We start from the raw sequence: 21,562 nt of genomic DNA on the forward strand, positions 1-21,562 counted from the left end.
GCATATTTGACGGGAATAAAGCTGAATGAATTTTTGTAAAAAAATGCTTTTTTTCGATTGACACACCCCCCTTGGAGGTTATAATGTAATCCGCTCTTAATTAAAGGAAGGAAACTAAAAATTCAAGCAAGGAGGGTATGCCCAATGCTACCAATTCCAACGAAATTTACCCTGGTGGTTGGCCATGGAGAAGGCGATAAGAAGTTGACCGCCTTCGACGCCGCTCTTCTGGATGCTGGCATAGGAAATATGAACCTACTGCGGGTTAGCAGTGTACTGCCTCCGAAATGTGCCTTTGAAAATGTTTTCAAACTACCTGCCGGTTCGTTGCTTCCTATAGCGTATGGATCTTTGACGAGCGATGTTCCCGGTGAAATCATCTCGGCGGCGATTGGCGTTGGGATTCCGGAAGATCCCTCTTCTTTTGGAATGATCATGGAATTTTCCGGCTTTTGCACCAAGGATGAAGCGGCGCTTAAGGTGGAGGAAATGGTCCGTGAAGCATTTGCAATGCGTAGTTTGGCCTTGAAAGAGGTAAAGGTCAAGTCAATAGAGCATAAAGTAGAACGATGCGGTTCTGTAATCGCGGCATGCCCTCTCTTTTATGAAACTACAGGTGGAGGATATTAAACGATGGGCGCGATGGAACGCAGGGTAGCAGATCTGTGGTTTACGGAATATCAAACGCCGAATCTAAGGCTTGGTCTGAGGATTAAAGATGTGCTTTTGAATAAACAATCGCCCTATCAGCACATATTGGTAGTTGATACTGATCAATACGGCAAGGTCTTGGTTTTGGACGGAGCTATTCAGCTCACCGAAACCGATGAATTCTGCTACCACGAAATGATGGCTCACTTGGTGCTATGTGCACACCCCTGTCCTGAGCGGGTATTGGTCATTGGAGGTGGGGACGGAGGAGTTGTGCGCGAGGCAATAAAGCATGAGGCCGTGAAAAAAGTAACATTAGTGGACATTGACGAAGACGTCATTAATACATCGCGGACCTTTTTCCCAAACGTTTCTTGCGCTTTAGAGGACGAGAGAGTCGAAATCAAGCCCATGGATGCCCTTTTATACGTAAAAGAGCATTTCAACGAGTTCGATATCGTAATAATCGACAGCACCGATCCCGTAGATTTTGCCAGCGGCCTTTTCGAACCAGAATTTTATAAGGATGTTCACAAGGCGTTAAAGGACGATGGGTTAATGATAGCTCAGACGGAATCCCCCTTTGCTGAGCCTAAGTTGCTCAGCGAGGCCTTTAAGGGCTTAAGAAGCGTCTTCGAAAACGTCTATTTGGCTTGGGGTGTTGTACCAACCTATCCCACCGGTTTTTGGACCTATTCAGTGGGAAGCAAAAGTATTGATCCCAGAATTCAAAGAAGATCGGCACCAAAAGGTACAAAATATTATAGTGATGATATGCATCCTTTAGCCTTTAAGTTGCCTCCCTTTGTTCGGGAAATTATAGATGGGGACAACTTGAAGGGGGCAAAAGCGGATTGACTCGATTTTTGGAGAGCGGGTCTGGTTTCGCTAGTGCCGAATGGGTGATGTTTGGCGCTCCCTCCGATGCTACGGTATCGAGAAGAGGGGGAGCTCAATATGCTCCTGATGTCATCAGATGTGAATCCCATCACATCGAGAGCTATTCTCCATCCCTCGGTGGAGATCTTAAGGACGTATCCTTTGTCGATCTGGGAAATGTCTTTCTATCGCCCGGCGATGTGCAAAGCTATTTGACGAAAGTTGAGAAGGTGGTCACTTCCTTTGCAGGCAAAGGAAAGAGGATTTTGATGATCGGAGGAGATCACCTGGTAAGTCTTGCCGGGGTTAGAGGCGTGATTTCAAAGTATTCCGATCTGCACGTACTTCATTTCGATGCCCATGCCGATCTGCGCGATTTTTATTTAGGAAGCAGATACAGCCATGCTACTGTCATGCGAAGGGTAGCCGAATGTTTGGCCAAGTCAAAAAGGTTGCACCAATTTGCGATACGTTCTGGTTCTAAGGAGGAAATCGAATGGGGGAAAAGAAACACCGATCTTCATTTGATGCAGCTATCTGAGCCTTTGAGAAAGGTGATAGACGAAATTGGCGATAGCCCCGTATATGTAAGCCTGGACATAGATGTACTGGACCCTTCTGTAGCTCCCGGAACCGGCACTCCTGAACCGAACGGCATAGGCGTTTCAGACCTTTTCGACGTCCTTAGGTATATGAAGGGATTGAACGTAGTAGGCTTTGACCTGGTAGAGATTTCTCCCCCAAATGACGTGAATAATATAACGTCTTTATTGGGGGCAAAAATTGTACGCGAGGTTTTAATCACGTTGGGAGGTGACAGCGTTGACCAATAATCAAGCGCTTGGAAGACATATTTTGATGGAAGCTTACGATTGCGAGTACGATGTGCTCGACGATATGAGGGGAATTCAAAATGCCATGATCGAAGCAGCAGAACGTACCGGTGCCACTGTAGTGGATGTGGCATTCAGGAAATTCGAACCTTACGGTGTTAGCGGTGTTGTGGTGATTTCGGAATCGCACCTGGCCATTCATACCTGGCCGGAATTTGGTTACGCTGCTATCGACCTCTTCACTTGCGGTGATAAAGCGGATCCCTGGAAAGCGTTCGAATATTTGTCCAATCATTTTAAACCGAAGAAGATAACGACAATGGAGATAAGGAGAGGTAATCTCATAGCCTCTGATAATAAAAATTGCGTATCGATTGATTCAGCAAAAGAGGCCTTCAGCGGCAAGTAAAATAACAGTTTGGATAAGAAGGACATAGACGGTGAGCGCTTTGTCCTTTTGATTTAACGGAAGCGCCCTTTTAAGCTCTGAATAAATATGATAAACTTTTGAGGTAAGTTTGTTTATTATATTTCATCCGACGGTGGTGAGAGAAGTGGATGACAGCGGCAGAAAATTGTATGTAGGCTCGGAAATCGGAAAGCTTAGAAGGGTGCTTCTTCACAGGCCCGGTTTGGAGTTGTCCCGTTTGACCATCGATAACAAGGACGAATTGCTCTTTGACGATATCCTTTGGGTGGAAGAAGCTCAGAAGGAGCACGATGCCTTCGCTGATCTGCTACGGGATAACGGCATTGAGGTAGTTTATTTTCGTAATTGCTTAGCTCATATATTGAAGGAAGACGAAACTCGTAAGTGTCTGCTCGATGAGGTGCTAGCTTTGGAGGCGCTGGATCATCATTTGAAGGAATCCCTTATCAAGGCTTTGTTTGAGATGCCTCCAGCCGAACTTTCCGAAGTACTCATTGCCGGCTTGACTGTTTCAGAGGCCAAAGATCTCGTAGGCAACGTAAAAAGCCTCTGCTTATTGACGGCGGAAGAGACTGATTTTCTGATCAAACCCCTTCCGAATGTCCTTTTTCAGCGCGACCCCTTCTCGTTTATAAAAGACGGGGTCGTTATAAGCGTCATGCGTTTCGAAGCTAGAAGGAAAGAGCCTTTATATGCAAAGTACATATTCAATCACCATCCCTATTTTTCGGGTTTGAAGATAATTTATGGAGAGGAAACGACCAATGTACACCCCTATTTCATAGAAGGCGGAGACATATTGGTTTTATCTGACGAGGTCATAGCCATTGGGATAAGCCAGAGAACAACCCCCGGAGCAATACAGGTAGTGGGGCGTAAGCTTGCAAAGGAGTTGGGCATAAAGAAAGTCTTGGCTGTTGACATTCCCAAGGTTCGAGTCTATATGCATTTGGATACAGTGTTCACAATGGTAGATAGAAACTGTTTTGTGATATATCCGGGCATTAGGGACAGCGTGCGAGTCTGGGAAATATCCTATGACGAAAATGGAAGGGTAGTAGATTTGACTGAATCTGAAGATCTTTTAGAGACCATGAAACGCAACCTGCAACTGGATACGATCAACTTCGTTCAAACCGGTGGCGGTGATCCCATTGCTGCTGCAAGAGAACAATGGAACGATGGCACAAACACCTTTGCCATAGCGCCGGGAGTGGTAGTGACATACAGGCGAAATACGGTCACAAACCAAGAGCTTAGAGCCAATGGGATAAAGGTGTATGAGATTAAAGGGGCAGAGCTTGGGCGCGGGCGAGGCGGACCTAGATGCATGTCCATGCCTTTGCTTAGAGATTAATTTGAGAAGGGGGTTGTGAGCTATGCCTGTTAATTTACGTGGACGTCATTTGCTGTGGTTGAAAGATTATCAGCCTGAGGAGATAAGGTTTCTTTTGGATTTAGCCGTTTCGCTGAAGGCAAAAAAAAGATCGGGTGTCAAGGGTAATTTGTTAGCCGGAAAAAACGTGGCATTGATTTTCGAAAAGCCATCGACGAGGACCAGATGCGCCTTTACCGTGGCCTGCCTCGACGAAGGAGGGCATGCCGAATATCTGGGCAAGAATGACATCCAACTTGGCCACAAGGAGGATGTCAGAGACACTGCCAGGGTATTGGGCAGGATGTTTGACGGAATACAGTTTAGAGGTTTTAAGCAGTCTACAGTGGAAGAACTGGCCAGATTTGCCGGTGTTCCCGTCTGGAACGGGCTTACCGATAGTTACCATCCAACGCAGGCTTTGGCCGATGTGATGACAATCCAGGAAAATTTCGGTGACGTAAAGGGATTGAAACTTGTGTACGTTGGAGACGGAAGGAACAACGTCGCCAATTCTTTGATGATAATTTCCTCCAAGTTGGGGATGCATTTCGTTATAGCTGCTCCCAAAGAGCTCTATCCTAACGAAGCGCTGCTTAAAGAGTGCAGGTCGGAAGGAGAAAAGCACGGCGCTGTTATAGAAGTCTTTGAAGATCCTCGTGAAGCCGTAAAGGGGGCTCATGCGGTCTATACTGACGTTTGGGCATCTATGGGAGAGGAGGAAAAACTTGCCGAACGTATCAAGTTGTTGAGGCCCTATCAGGTAAATAGCGATTTAATGAGTCTTGCTGACAAAGACGCCATATTTTTGCACTGCCTGCCGGCGGTCAAGGGCAACGAGGTTACTGAAGAAGTTTTTGAATCTGCGCAATCGAAGGTATTCGACGAAGCCGAAAACAGGCTTCATACTATAAAGGCTGTAATTGTAGCAACGATAGGCAATCTATAAACAATAAAGGACAAAAAAAGCGAGCAGGTATCCTGCTCGCTTTTTTCAAAGGGTTGCACTTGAGGTACTTATATGTTTACCATTGAAGTTCTTATTTCCTTTATCCCCTTTAATGAATTTAAGTCGATCAGGAATCTTTTGATCTCGTCGATTTCTCCTAATAATATGATTGCCTCAAGACAGTTGGAATGATCTATATGAACGTGGGTAGTGCAAACTATTATATGACCGTATTTGTGTTGAATGGATGTAATTTCAGAAACGGCGTCGTGTCTGTGATGGTCGTATATTACCGTTACAGTACCGCTCACTATACCTTCCTGGGATTCCCATTTAGATTGGGCTATGAAAGATCGCATCATCTGTCTCAGGGCCTCGGAACGGTTGACCATGCCATGGCTATGAAGCCATCTTTCAAATTCGTCCAACAATGATTTAGGTATGGATATGCTAAACCTAACGAGCTCTTCCATGTAGGTTTGCCTCCCTCGAAAAAAAGGTGATCTGGAAAGATGAGAAACAATTTAAGTGTAGCATTAACCGCTTTATCTGTCGAAGAATTCGCCAAAGAAGATTTAAGCAGTACAAATTTGGTTTTTATATGCCCGCTAAGCGTCGAAGGGGAAGGGCGGAATATATCCAACCTTGCCTCAAAAAAGATATGCTGGATTGCCGGTTCTACCGTCGGTCAAGACGGGCTATTGAGGCAATTTCTATATAATGATGCCGGCATTTTGGAAAAAGACAGCTTCGACGTTTATCCATTTTTTTTGTTTGGCAACAAAGTCTTGCTCCTTTCCTACGATGCATTGCAAATCCCATCGAGGTGGAAGATATATAATATGGCCCCTGATTTGTTGCTTCTTTCAAGCATTACGATCGCTGAAGAAATTGCGGAATTGAGGCTTAAGCTTAAAGCTTTGGCGGGAGATTGGAAAGTTAATATAGCCTGCGCTTTTTCCCTTCCGAAGGGAAAGCGGCGATTTGTAGCCTTTTCAGCAAAGGGAGAGGAAGTTCGTTTTCAAGATTCCGCATTTGCAGTCTGGAGGGTTTAAATTTCTGTTGTAGAATTGACTTTTATAAAGCTGTAAATATTTTCAAACCTTCCGCAACCTCTTCGTCGTCAATTGCTTCCTTAAGCTTTTCAAAGGAGGCAAAAGGCCTTTGGCTTATTATGCGAGATGCTCGGGCTCTTCCTATTCCAGGTATGGCGGTGAGGGAGCCGGGCGGGCAGCTGTTTAAATCCAGCGGGAAGGGGACGGCCGTAAGGGAACGTCTTCCGTAGTCTGTGACAGCTGCGTCAATTACGGTCCCCAGAGGTAAGGTATCATCGACAACTCCAACCAAAAGCGGATATGTAGCAAGTTGCCTGCCGAAGGAAAGATTGCCTACCTTTTCCTCGATCCGCAGATTCTTTATTATACAGCCCAATGGAGCCAGGCGTTTCAAAAGGGGTTGGTCGATTTGGCTTCTTACCCATTCTTTCCATTTTTTGTAATGGTTTTCTTTTATTCTGCTGGGATATTTGTCGATGAGAACTTTAAGAGGGGTGTTTTCAAATAGCATTGGTTTTCTGATGTTTATCCTTCGTAACATTAGTCCTTCTTCAAGGATGCGGGCCAAAAATTCGGCGTGAAGCTTTAAGGATTCGTTGCTGTCTCCTGCAAGCCCTACCAGGAAGTTCAACCCCGGTAAAAGTTTGGGCAGGCTTCTTGGGGTAGGTCTCCATCCTCCGATTTCGTTCACCACTTTTACGGCAAAGAGGGCCTCATCGAAGTTTACCTTTAAATTGTTGATATTCCTTACGAAGGGGTGTAAATTTTCGATGCCGAAGGAAAGAACATCGCCCTCGGTGTTGTATTTTGATATTATTTCAATAGCTTCTGCTGCCGCATCGGGAAAATCGACTATCGTTCTAGGGTTTGCGTTGTCGGTATGAAGCGTCATCAGTTGGGGGCACGCTTCTCGTGCCTGACTGTAAAGATCTCTCAAGGCATAGGTATTTGGTTTTCTTTTGTTATCATGAGTTGTGCCTTGATATGTCAGTATATTGGAACATCTGCCAAACCTGAAGGCTCTGATGCCAAAATTGTAAAGTGCCCTCATCTCGTCCAATACATCGGAGATAGGCCTTTCCTCAATTTTCATCGAAGTTCCTTCGGTACAGAAGCTGCAAGGGACACCACCTTTGTCGCATCCCCTGGATAACTCAAGTTCCGCCATCACCCAGGGGTACCAGGGGTGCAGTTTAACAACTTCACTTCCCAAGACGCTCCAAAGCCTAATCTTTTCGTACGTCCTCCTGGCGCGAAGGTCTACGTCATTTTTTGTTAAAAATTGATATAGTGCTTCTTCAGGGTCGCCTGTTACGACAAAATCGATGTTGTCAGCGGAAATGGCCAAGGCTTCTTTCCCGCCCCGCAAAGCATACCCGGAAGTTATCGGGCCTCCCAGAAAAAGGGAGCCCCGCCTCTTCAAAGAGGAATTTTTTTGAAGTTCACTTAAGAGCAAGGGTGTGCCGCCTCTGTAGCGGCCGGGCACGGAAAGTCCGGCCACGATTACAATTACATCTGCTCTTCTCAACATCTCTTCCACAGGCTTCGGATCTTCTCTCCATTGATCGCAGGTATAATAGGCTATTTCGTAATCAAAAAGTTTTAAAACGCCGGCGGAATAGCGGACGTAAGGCGATATATATGGAGGCACTCCAAAGCAAGCCGGTTCGTCCACGTATCCATCAAATATCAATCCTAGGGGCATGCAAACACCTCAGTTCTTCTGCTTTGTTTGCCCATCATCAGGCGGTTTTTCCATATTGTGCTAAAATTTATATCAACATCGCAGATAAAATTAAGTATAGTAAAATTTTCGGGGGGTGCCAACGTGAAGAATATCTATAGAGACCCTCAATTTTTGAGGGAAAGGATAACGACCTGGATAAGGGATAAAGTTGAAGAAGCAGGAGTCAGGGGAGTAGTCTTTGGGTTGAGCGGCGGCCTGGATTCCTCCGTTCTTGCCTTGCTGGCGAAGGATGCCTTAGGGTATGATAATATCTTGGGAATAGTAATGCCATGCGAGAGCCAACCGGAGGATGAGGAGTATGCTCTTTTATTGGCCGAACGTTGCGGAGTGCCCGTTCAAAAGGTCGACTTGACTGCGACGTTTTATTCGTTTATTGGTGTCCTCCCCTTTGAGAAAGAAAGGATGAAGCCTTTGGCCATAGCAAACGTAAAGCCGAGGCTTAGAATGACAACTCTTTATTTTTTCGCCCAAAATTGCAGCTTTCTTGTGTGTGGCGCGGGCAATAAGGACGAGTTGGAGTTGGGCTATTTCACCAAATACGGCGACAGCGGTGTAGATCTCCTTCCCATGGGCGATCTACTGAAGGGCGAAGTCAGACTCCTTGCGGATCATCTCGGAGTACCTGCTCCTATTATTGAGAGAGCTCCCTCTGCAGGCTTGTGGCCTGGACAAAGGGATGAAGATGAAATAGGAGCATCTTACGATGCAGTAGACAGATATTTGACTACTGGGGAGGGGGATGAGAGAGTCAGAGATATCGTCGAGCGAGCAAGAAGGAGCAGCGAACACAAGCGGAGAATGCCTCCTATTTGTAAAATTTGAATTTCCTTGAGGACTCGTAAAAGCGAGTTACATTGACTAGGGGTGATAGTGAATGTCCGGTCATTCTAAATGGGCAAATATAAAGTACAGAAAGGCTGCGCAGGATTCAAAGCGCGGTAAATTGTTTCAAAAATTGGTGAGGGCCATCATTACTGCCGCTAGAGAGGGTGGAGGAGATCCCTCTGCTAACATTGCCCTTAAAAATGCCATTGAAAAGGCAAAAGAGGCCAACGTTCCCATGGAAAACATACAAAAGGCCATAAAACGTGGTACTGGCGAGTTGGAGGGAGCTTCCTACGAATATGTTATGTACGAGGGATACGGTCCAGGCGGAGTGGCCATTCTAGTCGAGGCTACTACCGACAACAGAAACCGCACAGCATCGGAGATGCGTTTTATCTTTACCCGTCATGGAGGTTCCTTGGGAGAGGCGGGTTGCGTCTCCTGGATCTTCGAAAAGAGAGGGGCTATTTATATTCCCTCTCAAGTTGACGAAGACGAACTGCTTCTGACGGCAGCAGAGGCAGGTGCCATGGACGTTGTCAAGGAAGACTCGTCTTTCATTGTATATACAGAACCGTCGGCTCTGAACGAAGTCAGCGAATTTCTCGCTAAACAAGGATATCCCATAGATCGCTGCGAAATGGCCATGATACCTAAAACTACGGTTCAGGTGTCCGATACGGGGGAGGCATCAAAGCTCCTGAAGCTTTTGGACGCCTTGGAGGATCACGACGACGTTCAAAATGTCTATGCCAATTTTGATATTCCGGACGAGATCTTCGAACAACTAGAGAGCGCTTAAATTTATGTTGTGCCTGGGCATAGATCCCGGAATTGGTCGAGTGGGTTTCGGGTATGTTAACGAAGAAGGCAGCGCGTTGTCGGGTTTGGCATTTGGATGCATCGATACTGACCCTGACCTTTCCGTGCAGGATAGGCTAAACATGATATATGACGAAATTAAAAATCATATCAATACGATTAGGCCCGATGTTTTAGCAATGGAGAGGCTTTTCTTCGGGCAAAACCTGACCACTGCGGAAAACGTTTGGCAAGCCAGGGGTGTCATCTTGTTGTTAGCTGCCCAAGAAAGGCTTCCCATCGTTGAGCCCGCTCCATCGCAGGTCAAGATGGCAGTCTGCGGGTATGGAAAAGCCAGTAAATCTCAGGTGCAAGAGATGGTCAAATGTATCTTGTCCTTGGAGTCCGTACCAAAACCTGACGATGCTGCCGATGCCCTGGCAATAGCCATTGCGGGATTGTCTCTTTGGAGGATCGAGCGTTTGCGGGAAATGTCGAAATGAAGGATAGTGTGGGGGAATGATAAAGTTCGTCTCCGGAGCGGTCGTAAGCGTGGAGGAAAATATAGTTGTTTTAGATGTATCCGGATTTGGCATGGAGATCATTTGTTCCAGAGAGGCCCTTTCTTTGTGCGAGCTGGGCAAAAAGGTGACATTGCCCACCTATTTGGCTGTGAGCGAAAGCGGTCCATCTCTTTTCGGCTTTGGTGATGATTTTGAAAGGGAATTTTTCCTGATGTTGAAAAACGTCAAAGGCATGGGGGTCAGGACGGCAATTTCGATACTGAGGTGGCTCTCGGCTCGAGAACTGATAGAGATCGTAGCAGAAAAAAACCTGGAAAAGCTCGAAAAGGTTCCCGGCGTAGGCCGTAAGACTGCCGAAAGGATCTGTTTCGAGCTAAAAGATAAGGCAAAAAAGCTCTTCACCGGTAAAAAGGGCACATATGAAAGAGGCGATAAACTTATGCTAGTAAGATTGGCCCTAGAGGAGCTTAATTTCAGCGAAGGGGAAATAGACAGAGCTATCGGGAGCCTGCAAACAAACGCCAAAATCTATGAGGAATCGGAGGAAATGTTATTGCAGAAGGCCCTCAAGGTCTTGAGCGGATAGCAGTTCGGAGTGATGCATCATGAAGAAAAACATGGCCAGGTTGATGAGCGAGCAGCCTCTCGCCTTGGAAGAGGATGTATTTATCAGACCACAGAGGTTATGTGAGTTTATTGGCCAGGCCAAGGTAATTGGTAAGCTGAGCATGTTCATTAAGGCGGCTAAATCGAGGGATGAACCGCTGGATCATACCCTTTTTTGTGGTCCGCCAGGTCTTGGCAAGACCACTTTAGCCGGTGTGGTCGCTCGCGAGATGGGGGGAGAACTTAAGACAACAACGGGGCCAGCTATCTCGCGAACGGGAGATTTGGCTGCTATATTGTCCTCATTGAAAGCCAAAGACGTGCTCTTCATCGATGAAATACACAGGCTTTCCCCACAGGTCGAGGAAGTGCTTTATTCCGCAATGGAGGATTTCTTTCTGAACATAATTATAGGAAAGGGTCCCATGGCAAGAAGCATTAAGCTCACCTTGCCCAAATTTACGCTGATTGGAGCGACGACGAAGCCGACCTTGCTTTCTGCACCCCTCAGGGGGCGTTTCGGCATCATAGAGCAATTGGAGTATTATTCAACAGATGAGCTAGCAGAGATACTCGTAAGGGGAGCATCGGTGTTGGAGGTGAACCTCGACGAAGAGGCAGCTATGGAGATAGCCAAAAGGTCGAGGGGCACCCCTCGTATAGCTCTTCGTTTGTTAAAGAGAGTGCGTGATATTGCAGAGGCAAAAAAAGAGAGAAAGGTGACGGTAGCTATTGCCCAAAAGGCCTTGGATTTGCTCGGAATAGACGACGACGGCATCGATGACCAGGAAAGAAAGCTGTTGGACGTGATTGTAAATCTTTTCGACGGAGGACCTGTGGGGCTATCGACGTTGGCTGCCGCCATGAGCGAGGAAGAAAGGACGGTAGAGGAGATTTATGAGCCTTATTTGTTGAGAAATGGCCTGATCGAAAGGACAAGAGGCGGAAGAATGGCCACCAGGAAGGCCTACGAAAGGTTGGGGATACCATATTTAAGAAATGGATCGATGGATGGGGATAATTTAACTCTCTTTTAACCAATTCGAGCGGTGGTGATGTTGGCGTGCAGGATGCGGGGAAATTATTGATCTTTTCGGGAGTAATAATGCTCGTCATTGGTATAGTGCTCTATTTCGTTGGAAAGGAGGGGCTTCCCCTTGGGCATATGCCTGGAGACATAGTCATCCGCAAGAAAAACATGGTGTTCTTTTTCCCCATAGTCAGTATGTTAATTTTGAGCATAATCCTGACCGTTGTTCTTAATCTATTGGGCAGGTGGTTCAGATAAGATAGGAAGGGAGAGTCGATCATGAAATCTTTTTTCAGAATATTCGTCCTGTCGGTCTTTTTGGTGTTTGCAGTGTGGGGAGCCGGGTATGCGGCCGAACCTCAAATATCCGTGGCATTGGCCCAAAATGTTTCTTCGTGCACCATTAAGGCAAGCAGTTTGACCCTTTACGATGCATCGGGAAAGCATGTAAACGCAAAGGGTCCTATAACGGTAAAATCGGGCGGCGGATCAAAGGTCATCGTTGGAGGAAAGACGCTGTCTTTGCCCGTAACGGTTAAATCTAACAAGGGGTTACTCTATTTCAATGACAGGCCTTACAGGGGAATTTTAATGTTGATACATAGCAACAATTCGTTTACTGCGGTCAACAAATTATCTATTGATGATTATGTTAAGGGAATATTGAAGATGGAAGTCAATCCAAATTGGCCGACAGAAGTCTTGAGAGCGCAGGCTATTACAGCAAGGACCTATGCTTTGGCCGAAAGGGGAAGACATGGCAATGCCGGGTTTGACCTCTGCAATACCGATCATTGTATCCCCTACAGAGGAGTTAGTGCAGAGGATCCCATATTGACCAAGGCGGTGGAAAGCACGAAAGGAATGGTGCTTTATTATCAGGGTAAGTTGGCTCTTACCTTTTTTCATTCCGATAGCGGCGGTTATACTTCGGACGTTCAGTCCGTATGGGGGTCAGATATACCCTATCTCAAGCCCGTCCAAGAGCCTTTCAGTTACCAGTCGCCATATACGTCGTGGTCTTTCGAGATAAGCGGTGAAGAAATCGGCAAAAGGCTTTCGAGGGCAGGTATAAACGTGGGGACTGTTTACGAGATAAACACTGTCAAGTTAGGGCCCGGCGACAGGGTTGAATTAATAGAAGTCGTAGGTTCCAACGGCAGGAAGACTATAAAATCTCATGATCTCAGGATGGCCTTAGGTGCTAAGGAGCTGAAGAGCACAATATTTACCGTATCGGCTGACGGTACATCGGCTTTGTCGGCAAGAAATATCGCAGAAAGCCAACCCAAAAATGAAGAATCTGCGGGGTCCACACTTATAACCTTGACTCAAGAGGGTGCATTTACCACCGATGAGCTTCTCGACATGCTTCTTCATCCGGAAAAAAAAGAGGAATATCTCCAAAAAGCACTGGCTCGCAAGGGTAAAAGTGCAGCTTCGCCGAGACCTCAGCAGAAGAAGGATCCGAAGTTGCTATGGCCTCAATGGGATTCTCCGGCGGAAGATAGCGCAAAACCAGGAGGTGCAAGAGGTTCTGTCTTCGTCTTTCAGGGAAGAGGTTGGGGACACGGCGTTGGAATGTCTCAATGGGGAGCTAAGGCTATGGCCGAAAAGGGTTGGACTGCGGAGAAGATAGTTAAGTATTACTATCCCGGAACGGAGTTGCGAAGGATTTATTAGTATAAATACATATTCGATGGCAAGAGGTGATCTGTCACGATAGAGCTTTACGATGTTTCAGCATATGACTACGAGTTACCGCAGGAACTCATCGCCCAAACTCCCGTGAAACCGAGGGATCACTCAAAGCTTATGGTCTTAAATAGGCGCGAAAGAAGTCTGGAGCATGCCTGTTTTCATGAGGTAATTAAATATTTAAAAAGAGGGGATGTCTTGGTATTCAACGATACCAAGGTCATCCCCGCCAGGTTTTTGGGCCAAAAGCCTACTGGAGCAAAGGTGGAGGTATTGCTCGTAAAACCCAAGGATTCCGCATGGGAGTATTGGGAAGCGATGGTGCGTCCCGGTAAGCGGTTTAAATCGGGCGACGAAGTGGTAATTGACGATGAGACGTCTATATCGGTGCTTGACAGGCTTTCTGGGGGCATGCGTTTGGTCAGGATTAAAGGAGAGGATACCCCTTACAATATAATCGAAAAAAAGGGGAAAGTCCCCCTGCCCCCATATATAAGGGGCAACGGCAGAGCCTCCAAACATTATCAAACGGTGTACGCTCGTGTCGACGGTTCTGTTGCTGCGCCCACGGCAGGTTTTCACTTTACCGAAGAGCTGTTGGATAAACTTCGTTCCTGCGGGATTGAATTAGCCTATGTAACGCTACACGTCGGTCCGGGAACCTTTCGTCCCGTAAAGGTAGACGACGTTAGAAAACATGAGATGCATTGCGAGGATTACCACATTTCGTCCGATACAGCAGAAAGGATAAACAAAGCAAAAAAGGAAGGCAGGAGAATTATAGCCGTAGGGACTACGGTGGTCAGGTGTTTAGAGTCATCGAGCGATGAGGAGGGTTTCGTCCTTTTCGGTAAAGGGAATACCGATCTTTTTATATTCCCAGGCTATAAGTTCAAGGTTGTCGATGGCATGGTCACAAACTTTCATCTTCCCAAAAGCACTTTATTGATGCTGGTATCTGCCTTTGCCGGATATGATTTTGTAATGGAAGCCTACAAAGTGGCTATAGAAAGAAGATATCGTTTTTATTCCTTTGGCGATGCTATGTTAATAATTTAATCTTTGGAGGGGATCTCTATGTGGAGTTGGGCAGTATTCGTACCCCATCCTCCTATAATAATACCCGAAGTTGGCAGGGGAGAAGAGAAGGCCGCTGCAAAGACATTGGAAGGAATGCAGAGGATCTGCAGCGAGCTGGAAGACGAAAGGCCGGAATCGTTGGTTGTGCTTACGCCCCACCATGTCATGGGTAAGGGGTTAAGTATCATCTGTGGGGAAAGCATTGCCGGTGATATGGGGATGTTTCGCGCCAAGGAATGCAAATTGCAGTCTGAAGGCGACTTCGAACTTGCCACAGAATTAGCGGGACATGTCAAAAAAGAAGGTTTGCCCGTAACGATGTCGACGGGAAAGAGGGTCGAGATGGACCACGCTTCCTTTGTCCCCCTTTATTATTTGAGTAAAGCCTGGAAGTCGCTGCCAAAGCTTGTTTTGGCAAATCCCCTGGGGTTGAGTTATGAGCAAAGTTACTTTCTGGGAAGGGCGTTAAGACGTTTAGAACTAAAGGATAAAAAGGCGGGCATTGTCTTTAGCGGTGACTTGTCCCACAGGCTCATTCCCGGGGCGCCTGCAGGTTATCATCCGCGAGCGAAGGAATTCGATGCATTGGTGGTAAAAGCGTTCGAGACCTCCAGTGCCGATGAACTTTTATCGCTATCGGAAGATCAGATAGAATCGGCGGGAGAGTGTGGGTTGCGATCAGCTTTGGCCTTTTTGGGCATTGCTGAAGGAGAGCCCCTTCGCCTGTTTTCCTATGAAGGGCCCTTTGGGGTTGGATATTGCACTGCCATTTGGAAGCCTGCCAAAGGAAGGGGTGATATTAATTGAAAAGTGGCAATTCGCATCCCTACGTGGAACTGGCACGGCGTGCAGTTAAATATTATTTCCAGACAAAAAAGATATTAAATCCTGGCGAGGCCGTGACTATATGTCCCAACCCGGAGATGTGGAACAAAAGGCGTGGATGCTTCGTTTCAATTAAAAATTTAGACGGAAGCTTGAGGGGATGTATAGGAACCATTCGTCCCGTGAGGGAAGATTTATCTTCAGAGATCGTTTACAATGCCCTCGCAGCTGCCTTTGAAGATCCAAGATTTATGCCGCTAAGGGAAGAGGAACTTGAAAAGGTCAAATTTTCGGTGGATGTCTTAAGCGAGTTGGATATAGTCGATTCGACAGAAAAATTGGACCCCAAGATATATGGCGTGGTGGTGGAGAAGGGTTTCAGGAAGGGGGTTTTGCTTCCCAATCTCGATGGCGTGAACACCGTCGCCGAGCAGTTAGAAATAGCCGCCAGGAAGGCTGGTATACTTTCTTTAGACGGTTGTGTCATATATAAATTTACCGTGGATAGATACGAGGAAGTGATAGAAGATAAATGAAGGCTCTCTATTGGCATTGGGAAAACGGAAATGTAAGATGCGAGCTTTGCCCCCATGCTTGTCTCGTTCCCGAGGGGAAAAAGGGGCTTTGTCTTGTTCGCGAAAACGTCCCCGGGGAGGGATTAATAGCAAGCACATACGGGCTTTTTTCTAGCATTGCCCTTGATCCCATGGAGAAAAAACCTCTTTATCATTTCCTGCCCGGAAGGGACGTTCTATCCCTGGGTTCTGTCGGTTGCAATATGAGGTGTCCCTTTTGCCAAAACTGGCATATATCCACCTGGAGTCCCCAAATTAAACTGTCAAGGATTGATCCTCCGGAGTTGCTATCCCTGGTTAAGAAATATAGCGTAACGGCTGTAGCCTTCACCTATAATGAACCTTTGATTTCCTACGAGTATCTTTTGGAAGTGATACCCCTTTTAAAAAAGGAAAACGTGAAAGTCGTCTTAGTGACAAATGGTCTCATAAACCCCCTTCCTTTGAAAGAAATAGCGCACCGCATAGATGCGGCCAATGTAGATTTAAAAACTTTCAATGAGGAAACATATAAAAAATTGGGCGGCGATCTTGAGACTGTATTGAAGACGCTTCAAATTTTAAAGAGCTTCAATGTCCATGTAGAGATAACCCATCTTCTGGTTACGGGAATAAACGATGATCTCGGTGAATTCGAGGCCCTCTGTTCCTGGATTGCAGGAGAATTGGGAGATAGATTGCCCCTTCATATTTCCAGATATTTTCCTTCGCATAAATGGACGAAACCCCCTACCGACATTTCATTGTTAGAAAGGGCGCTAGAAATTGCCAGGAGATATTTAGAATTCGCCTATTTAGGAAATGTATCAAAATTTTCTGATACCTTCTGCCCCAGCTGCGGGAAGTTGGTCATTAAGAGAAGAGGCTATAAACTTCAGCTTTTGTCGGTAACTAGCGACGGAAGATGTTCTGCCTGCGGTTTCGATTTGGGTATTGTACTTTTGTAAATTTATGGCATACTTTAAATAGCGAATTCAAAACTTTAGACTTCAGGGAGGGGCATGCATGGATACGATTCACCTTAATGGTCATTCTTTGACGTTAGAAGACGTCGTCAAGGTTGCCCGATGTGGCTGCAAGGTAAACTTGGATCCCGCTGCAAAGGCCTTTGTCAAGCGGGGTGCTGCAATTGTTGAAAAGTGGGTTCAGGAAGAAAGAGTCGTATATGGGATAACAACAGGCTTCGGAGATCTTGCTTCAGTTACCATTCCCTCAGAACAAAGCGAAATTTTGCAGGAGAATCTGCTCAAGAGCCATGCATCGGGAGTTGGGGAACCTCTCCCGGAAGACATAGTAAGGGCTATTATGTTGCTTCGAATCAACACGTTGATACGGGGTTTTTCGGGAATTAGCCTTGAGACGCTTTCACTTTTGGTTGACCTTTTGAACAAAGGAATTCATCCCCTAATACCCTCCCAAGGTTCGGTGGGGGCCAGCGGAGATCTGTGTCCGCTGTCTCATCTGGCCATCGCCCTTTTGGGATTGGGCGATGTTTTTTATAAGGGCGAAAGAATGCAGGCAACATTGGCTTTGGAAAAAGCAGGGTTGAAGCCCATAAAATTAAAGCCCAAAGAGGGGCTTGCTTTAAATAACGGCACCGCGGCGACGACAGGCATTGCTTCGCTGGTCATCTATGATGCTTTAAATTTAGCAAAAGCAGCCGATATAGCGGGAGCGATGTCATTGGAAGCCCTGCACGGAGTTCCCTATGCCTTTGACTCCAGAACTCACGAACTTAGACCTCACTTCGGACAGAGGACGGTTGCTTCGAACGTAAGACGATTGATAGAGGGGAGCGAAATAATCGAAGCATTCAAGGGCGCAAGAGTTCAAGATGCCTATTCGCTCAGATGCATCCCGCAAGTTCACGGAGCAAGCAGGGATGCGCTGGACTTCGTTCGTCAAAAGATAGACATAGAAATCAACTCCGTCACCGATAATCCCTTGATCTTTCCCGCCGACGGCGAAGCTCTAAGCGGGGGCAACTTCCACGCCCAACCCATAGCTTTGGCCATGGACTTCTTGGGAATAGCCGTGGCGGAATTTACAAACATCTCGGAAAGGCGCGTTGCAAGGCTGGTCGACAGCAAACTTTCCGGCCTGCCGGCCTTTTTGATGAAAAATAGCGGAGTCAACAGCGGCTTCATGATACCTCAATACGTCTGCGCCGCACTGGTCTCCGAGAATAAAGTGCTTGCCCATCCATCTTCTGTGGATTCCATACCCACTTCTGCAAATCAGGAAGATCACGTCTCCATGGGAGCCTATGCCGCCAGAAAGGCTCAAACCATATTGTCCAATGCCCAGAAGGTAATTGCCATAGAGATGTTGGCTGCAGCACAGGCCTTGGAGTTCAGCGCTCCCCTTAAACCTGGCAAAGGGGTTTACAGGGCATTTCAAGCCATCAGAGAGAGGACTCCCTTTTTAGACGAAGATATCCTTATGGCCCCTTTGATCGAAGAGGTGTTGAGCCTCGTCAAAAGCGGCGAAATAGTTAGAGAGGTTGAAGAAGAAGTAGGAGAACTCGATTGACCGAAGCTAAATTGCCGATTGACTGTTGAGTATAAATAATTTGGAGCTGGATAACGGATAAAGTACTGGAGGTGTAAATTGTGGTCAAATTAATCGAATGTGTCCCAAATTACAGCGAGGGCAGACGAGAAGATGTCATAGAAGCTATAGTAAAACCCTTCAAAGAAACCAAAGATTGCTATCTATTGGACTATAGGGCGGATAAAGATCACAATCGCTTGGTGGTAAGCCTCGTCGGAGAACCAGATGCACTGGGAAAGGCGCTGGTAGAGTCGGCAGAGGTTGCCATAAAGCATATAGATCTTAACAAACATGAGGGTGCTCATCCGAGGATAGGTGCCGTCGACGTCATTCCCTTTGTCCCCTTAAGAAACATCACTATGGAGGAATGCGTGGAATTCTCGAGAAAGTTTGCAGAAGATTTTCATCGCAGAACTTCCGTGCCGGTATATTTCTACGAAGAATCGGCTTTGAGGCCGGAAAGGCGAAATTTGGAAGTCATAAGGAAGGGCCAATTTGAAGTGTTGAAAGAAGAAATCTCCAAGCCGGAGAGACATCCCGATATCGGTTCGCCCGAGATGCACCCCACAGCAGGGGCTACCGTTATTGGGGCCAGAAAGTTTTTAGTCGCCTTCAACGTTAATTTACATACAAATGATGTCAATATAGCCAAAGCGATCGCCAGGGCCATAAGGTCCTCAAGCGGCGGCTTTTCGGCCGTAAAGGCCATTGGATTGGAGCTTAAGGAGAAGAACATGGCTCAGGTGAGCATGAACATCGTGGATTACGAAAAGAACGCTCTATATCGCGTCTTGGAGCTGATAAAATGCGAGGCGAAACGTTGGGGGGTTTCAGTAGCGGAGACCGAAGTCTATGGCATGGTTCCTGCTGAGGCATTGCTTCAAAGCACTTCTTACTACATGCAGATCTCCCATTTCGACCCCAACCAAGTAATTGAGCTAAGGCTTCTTGATCTTTTGGGCAGGGATTGAAGATGACCTTAAAGCTTTTCAGAAACGCCAGAATATACACCCCCTTGGATAAGGGAAGGCCCTTGAAGGGGAGCGAAATGAATCAAATTTATTCTGAGGAAAAGGGAGCAATCCTCGTAAGGGATGGCTATATCGAATCAATTGGTCAAGAATTAGAAGTACTAAAATCTGTCACGGAAGATGCCTTGGAGATCGACCTGGGCGGTCGATGCGTTATTCCCGGCTTCGTAGATCCCCATACACATGCGTGTTTTGTCGGAACCAGGGAAAGGGAATTTATAATGCGCCTCCAAGGAGCCTCATATCTTGAAATACTCAAAATGGGCGGAGGCATTCTTTCCACCGTCGATAGAGTCAGGTCGGCAAGTCGCGATGAGCTTTATGCAAGCACTGAAGAAGTAATAAATAGAGCTTTGAAGAATGGCACCACTGCCATGGAAATAAAAAGCGGGTACGGCCTTTCCTTAGAGCACGAAGTCAAAATGCTCGAGGTCATAGATGCGTTAAAGGGCAAACCTGTCGATATAGTCGCAACTTTTATGGGTGCCCATGCGGTGCCGCGGGAGTACAAAGACAATCCGAAAGCCTATGTTGATCTCGTAGTGGAGGAAATGATACCCCACATTGCTGCTAAGGGATTGGCCAGATATTGTGACGTATTTTGCGAAGAAGGCGTCTTTTCCGTTGACGATGCCAAGAGGATCTTGTTGGCGGCAAGGAAATGCGGTCTGGGCTTAAAAATTCACGCTGACGAAGTGTATGATTTAGGCGGAGCAAAATTAGCCGCCGAGCTTAAGGTTGATTCAGCTGAACACCTACTTGCGGCAAGCGAGGAAGGCTTAAAAGCAATGGCTGAAAGTGGTGTGCTCGCTGTGTTGCTGCCGGCGACGGCCTTCAGCCTCAGGAAATCCTATGCCCCCGCAAGGAAGATGATAGAAATGGGAGTTCCTGTTGCATTGGCAACGGACTGCAATCCCGGTTCCTGCTATTGCGAATCGATGGAGATGGTATTTAGACTTGCCCTGTTGGGCATGGGCTTATCGATGGAAGAATCGCTTGTGGCTTCGACGCTTAACGCTGCCTATGCCATAGGCATGGCAAGTCATGTAGGCAGTTTGGAAAGGGGGAAAAAGGCCGATTTTGTCGTTCTAGACGGAGAAACGCCAGGTATCATGGCCTACCATTTGGGATGGCGAAACATAAAAGAGGTATACAAAATGGGCCAAAGATTTTCATCGGAGGTGTAGAAGATGTCAATGAAGGAAATGTCTCTGAGATCTTTTTTGGTGGAACTTGCCTCGGATTCTCCAGCGCCTGGAGGGGGGAGCGTGGCCGCTTTTGACGGTGCCATGGGAGCTTCTTTGGTGTCCATGGTGGCCAGATTGACTGTTGGTAAAGAAAAATACAAGGAACATCAGGCCATAATGGAAGAACTGATGAAAGATTGCGATAAAATGCGAGACGAGTTTTTGGATCTAATGGACAAAGATTCAAATGCATTTAACGATTTTATGAAGGCCATGCGCCTTCCCAAAAACACTGAAGAAGAAAAAAAGGAAAGGACTTTTGCCATGCAGGAGGCCCTTAAAAAAGCAGCCTTGGTTCCAATGGAAACGCTCAGGAGGTGCCTTGATCTTGCAAAAAAGGCGGAAATAGCCGTCGAAAGGGGTAATGTCAATGCCGTAACGGATGCAGGAACAGCGTTGCTTCTTGCTTCAAGTTCTGCCAAAGCCGCCTCCTACAACGTATTAATTAACTTGAAAAGCATTAAAGACGAGGGCTTCGCCAATCAATTAAAATCCGAGGTTGAATCCTTGTTAAAGGCTATTGACGATACCGTTCTAAGGGGATTAAAGAGCTTGGAAGAGAATTTGTAACCATGTGAATATCAAACCGAAATGGAGGAGGCTGTTTGTTAGGGATTAGCAACGCTTACTTTAATGCCTCCTCTAAAATTTAGCTGGAATACACGTAATGACAAATGGAAAATGCAGGGCGAAGTGACAAAGTATTAATATTGTCTTTCGCCCTGCATTTTCTTGGGAGTACCTTTGCCAGGTCTTTTAGCAAGCGGTGTAAACCGGGTACAAGATAACATCTAATGTAATAGTATAATAAAAGAGATCTATGGTAATTTTTAAAAAGGGGGAGATTT

At 46.5% G+C, this 21,562-nt stretch carries 24 protein-coding genes; 22 read left to right on the forward strand and 2 right to left on the reverse strand.

The genetic code is table 11. The features are described from left to right. Positions 1-144 precede the first annotated feature (144 nt). The 6 genes from BLU12_RS01390 (at position 145) to argF (ending at position 5,117) form a co-directional block, all read left to right on the forward strand. The gene (locus tag BLU12_RS01390; RefSeq protein WP_009201280.1) at positions 145-630 is read left to right on the forward strand and encodes a pyruvoyl-dependent arginine decarboxylase; all 486 of its coding nucleotides are present in this window, start codon (positions 145-147) and stop codon (positions 628-630) included. 3 nt (positions 631-633) lie between these two features. Further along, positions 634-1,509 carry a polyamine aminopropyltransferase gene (gene speE / locus BLU12_RS01395; RefSeq protein ID WP_091460012.1) on the forward strand — a complete coding sequence of 292 codons (876 nt, stop codon included), beginning with the start codon at positions 634-636 and terminating at the stop codon, positions 1,507-1,509. Further along, entirely contained in the window at positions 1,506-2,363 is an 858-nt protein-coding gene (speB, locus tag BLU12_RS01400) for an agmatinase (protein WP_091460014.1), read from the forward strand. Before speE ends, speB begins: the two co-directional genes overlap by 4 nt. Beyond that, a complete protein-coding gene (speD, locus tag BLU12_RS01405) occupies positions 2,344-2,772 on the forward strand; it encodes an adenosylmethionine decarboxylase (RefSeq protein WP_234945355.1) in 429 nt (142 codons plus the stop codon). Before speB ends, speD begins: the two co-directional genes overlap by 20 nt. A gap of 145 nt (positions 2,773-2,917) precedes the next feature. Then, positions 2,918-4,150, forward strand: coding sequence for an arginine deiminase (locus BLU12_RS01410; protein ID WP_234945356.1), 1,233 nt, complete (start codon positions 2,918-2,920; stop codon positions 4,148-4,150). 22 nt (positions 4,151-4,172) lie between these two features. Further along, positions 4,173-5,117, forward strand: a complete 945-nt coding sequence (gene argF / locus BLU12_RS01415; protein WP_091460017.1) for an ornithine carbamoyltransferase — start codon at positions 4,173-4,175, stop codon at positions 5,115-5,117. Between the two features lie 68 nt (positions 5,118-5,185). Here argF and nikR read toward each other — a convergent pair whose 3' ends face one another. Next, the gene (gene nikR / locus BLU12_RS01420; protein WP_091460019.1) at positions 5,186-5,590 is read right to left on the reverse strand and encodes a nickel-responsive transcriptional regulator NikR; all 405 of its coding nucleotides are present in this window, start codon (positions 5,588-5,590) and stop codon (positions 5,186-5,188) included. A gap of 39 nt (positions 5,591-5,629) precedes the next feature. Between nikR and BLU12_RS01425 the strand changes: the two genes are divergently transcribed. Then, positions 5,630-6,172, forward strand: a complete 543-nt coding sequence (locus BLU12_RS01425; protein WP_091460020.1) for a hypothetical protein — start codon at positions 5,630-5,632, stop codon at positions 6,170-6,172. A 22-nt stretch (positions 6,173-6,194) separates the two neighbouring features. Here BLU12_RS01425 and BLU12_RS01430 read toward each other — a convergent pair whose 3' ends face one another. Beyond that, on the reverse strand, positions 6,195-7,877 hold the full coding sequence (locus tag BLU12_RS01430) for a radical SAM protein (RefSeq protein ID WP_091460022.1): 1,683 nt from the start codon (positions 7,875-7,877) through the stop codon (positions 6,195-6,197). A gap of 123 nt (positions 7,878-8,000) precedes the next feature. Here BLU12_RS01430 and nadE point away from each other — a divergent pair, with 123 nt between their 5' ends. From nadE to BLU12_RS01505, 15 genes are all read left to right on the forward strand, one after another. Then, positions 8,001-8,741 (forward strand): NAD(+) synthase, encoded by a 741-nt coding sequence (nadE, locus tag BLU12_RS01435; RefSeq protein ID WP_234945357.1) that lies wholly within the window; start codon positions 8,001-8,003, stop codon positions 8,739-8,741. Positions 8,742-8,793: 52 nt separating this feature from the next. Continuing rightward, on the forward strand, positions 8,794-9,546 hold the full coding sequence (locus tag BLU12_RS01440; RefSeq protein WP_091460024.1) for a YebC/PmpR family DNA-binding transcriptional regulator: 753 nt from the start codon (positions 8,794-8,796) through the stop codon (positions 9,544-9,546). A gap of 4 nt (positions 9,547-9,550) precedes the next feature. Continuing rightward, positions 9,551-10,048: a crossover junction endodeoxyribonuclease RuvC gene (gene ruvC / locus BLU12_RS01445; RefSeq protein WP_091460026.1), complete on the forward strand. Its 498-nt coding sequence runs from the start codon at positions 9,551-9,553 to the stop codon at positions 10,046-10,048. 16 nt (positions 10,049-10,064) lie between these two features. Beyond that, positions 10,065-10,655, forward strand: a complete 591-nt coding sequence (gene ruvA, locus BLU12_RS01450) for a Holliday junction branch migration protein RuvA (RefSeq protein ID WP_091460027.1) — start codon at positions 10,065-10,067, stop codon at positions 10,653-10,655. A gap of 19 nt (positions 10,656-10,674) precedes the next feature. Then, positions 10,675-11,712, forward strand: coding sequence for a Holliday junction branch migration DNA helicase RuvB (gene ruvB, locus BLU12_RS01455; RefSeq protein WP_091460029.1), 1,038 nt, complete (start codon positions 10,675-10,677; stop codon positions 11,710-11,712). Between the two features lie 26 nt (positions 11,713-11,738). Next, on the forward strand, positions 11,739-11,963 hold the full coding sequence (locus BLU12_RS01460) for a DUF2905 domain-containing protein (RefSeq protein WP_091460030.1): 225 nt from the start codon (positions 11,739-11,741) through the stop codon (positions 11,961-11,963). A gap of 21 nt (positions 11,964-11,984) precedes the next feature. Further along, complete coding sequence (locus BLU12_RS01465) at positions 11,985-13,388, forward strand: SpoIID/LytB domain-containing protein (RefSeq protein ID WP_091460032.1); 1,404 nt, start codon at positions 11,985-11,987, stop codon at positions 13,386-13,388. 39 nt (positions 13,389-13,427) lie between these two features. After that, a complete protein-coding gene (queA, locus tag BLU12_RS01470) occupies positions 13,428-14,462 on the forward strand; it encodes a tRNA preQ1(34) S-adenosylmethionine ribosyltransferase-isomerase QueA (RefSeq protein ID WP_091460034.1) in 1,035 nt (344 codons plus the stop codon). An 18-nt stretch (positions 14,463-14,480) separates the two neighbouring features. Beyond that, entirely contained in the window at positions 14,481-15,290 is an 810-nt protein-coding gene (locus BLU12_RS01475; protein WP_091460036.1) for a class III extradiol dioxygenase subunit B-like domain-containing protein, read from the forward strand. Beyond that, positions 15,287-15,844 (forward strand): AmmeMemoRadiSam system protein A, encoded by a 558-nt coding sequence (gene amrA / locus BLU12_RS01480; RefSeq protein WP_091460037.1) that lies wholly within the window; start codon positions 15,287-15,289, stop codon positions 15,842-15,844. Before BLU12_RS01475 ends, amrA begins: the two co-directional genes overlap by 4 nt. Then, positions 15,841-16,830, forward strand: coding sequence for an AmmeMemoRadiSam system radical SAM enzyme (gene amrS / locus BLU12_RS01485; protein ID WP_091460039.1), 990 nt, complete (start codon positions 15,841-15,843; stop codon positions 16,828-16,830). The genes amrA and amrS overlap by 4 nt, the downstream gene beginning before the upstream one ends. Positions 16,831-16,888: 58 nt before the next feature. Next, positions 16,889-18,415, forward strand: coding sequence for a histidine ammonia-lyase (gene hutH, locus BLU12_RS01490; protein ID WP_091460041.1), 1,527 nt, complete (start codon positions 16,889-16,891; stop codon positions 18,413-18,415). Between the two features lie 80 nt (positions 18,416-18,495). Next, entirely contained in the window at positions 18,496-19,407 is a 912-nt protein-coding gene (gene ftcD / locus BLU12_RS01495; protein WP_091460043.1) for a glutamate formimidoyltransferase, read from the forward strand. A 2-nt stretch (positions 19,408-19,409) separates the two neighbouring features. Continuing rightward, complete coding sequence (hutI, locus tag BLU12_RS01500; protein ID WP_091460044.1) at positions 19,410-20,654, forward strand: imidazolonepropionase; 1,245 nt, start codon at positions 19,410-19,412, stop codon at positions 20,652-20,654. Between the two features lie 3 nt (positions 20,655-20,657). After that, complete coding sequence (locus BLU12_RS01505; RefSeq protein WP_234945358.1) at positions 20,658-21,284, forward strand: cyclodeaminase/cyclohydrolase family protein; 627 nt, start codon at positions 20,658-20,660, stop codon at positions 21,282-21,284. Positions 21,285-21,562 lie beyond the last annotated feature (278 nt).

This window comes from Acetomicrobium thermoterrenum DSM 13490, assembly GCF_900107215.1.
In the GTDB taxonomy this organism is placed as follows: domain Bacteria; phylum Synergistota; class Synergistia; order Synergistales; family Acetomicrobiaceae; genus Acetomicrobium; species Acetomicrobium thermoterrenum.

What these genes read in the sequence shown, in the direction of transcription:
- BLU12_RS01390 (WP_009201280.1), top strand. Translation starts at nt 145, where the DNA reads ATGCTACCAATTCCAACGAAATTTACCCTGGTGGTTGGCCATGGAGAA.
- speE (WP_091460012.1), top strand. Translation starts at nt 634, where the DNA reads ATGGGCGCGATGGAACGCAGGGTAGCAGATCTGTGGTTTACGGAATAT.
- argF (WP_091460017.1), top strand. Translation starts at nt 4,173, where the DNA reads ATGCCTGTTAATTTACGTGGACGTCATTTGCTGTGGTTGAAAGATTAT.
- nikR (WP_091460019.1), bottom strand. Translation starts at nt 5,590, where the DNA reads ATGGAAGAGCTCGTTAGGTTTAGCATATCCATACCTAAATCATTGTTG.
- BLU12_RS01425 (WP_091460020.1), top strand. Translation starts at nt 5,630, where the DNA reads ATGAGAAACAATTTAAGTGTAGCATTAACCGCTTTATCTGTCGAAGAA.
- BLU12_RS01430 (WP_091460022.1), bottom strand. Translation starts at nt 7,877, where the DNA reads ATGCCCCTAGGATTGATATTTGATGGATACGTGGACGAACCGGCTTGC.
- BLU12_RS01440 (WP_091460024.1), top strand. Translation starts at nt 8,794, where the DNA reads ATGTCCGGTCATTCTAAATGGGCAAATATAAAGTACAGAAAGGCTGCG.
- ruvC (WP_091460026.1), top strand. Translation starts at nt 9,551, where the DNA reads ATGTTGTGCCTGGGCATAGATCCCGGAATTGGTCGAGTGGGTTTCGGG.
- ruvA (WP_091460027.1), top strand. Translation starts at nt 10,065, where the DNA reads ATGATAAAGTTCGTCTCCGGAGCGGTCGTAAGCGTGGAGGAAAATATA.
- ruvB (WP_091460029.1), top strand. Translation starts at nt 10,675, where the DNA reads ATGAAGAAAAACATGGCCAGGTTGATGAGCGAGCAGCCTCTCGCCTTG.
- BLU12_RS01465 (WP_091460032.1), top strand. Translation starts at nt 11,985, where the DNA reads ATGAAATCTTTTTTCAGAATATTCGTCCTGTCGGTCTTTTTGGTGTTT.
- BLU12_RS01475 (WP_091460036.1), top strand. Translation starts at nt 14,481, where the DNA reads ATGTGGAGTTGGGCAGTATTCGTACCCCATCCTCCTATAATAATACCC.
- amrS (WP_091460039.1), top strand. Translation starts at nt 15,841, where the DNA reads ATGAAGGCTCTCTATTGGCATTGGGAAAACGGAAATGTAAGATGCGAG.
- hutH (WP_091460041.1), top strand. Translation starts at nt 16,889, where the DNA reads ATGGATACGATTCACCTTAATGGTCATTCTTTGACGTTAGAAGACGTC.
- hutI (WP_091460044.1), top strand. Translation starts at nt 19,410, where the DNA reads ATGACCTTAAAGCTTTTCAGAAACGCCAGAATATACACCCCCTTGGAT.
- BLU12_RS01505 (WP_234945358.1), top strand. Translation starts at nt 20,658, where the DNA reads ATGTCAATGAAGGAAATGTCTCTGAGATCTTTTTTGGTGGAACTTGCC.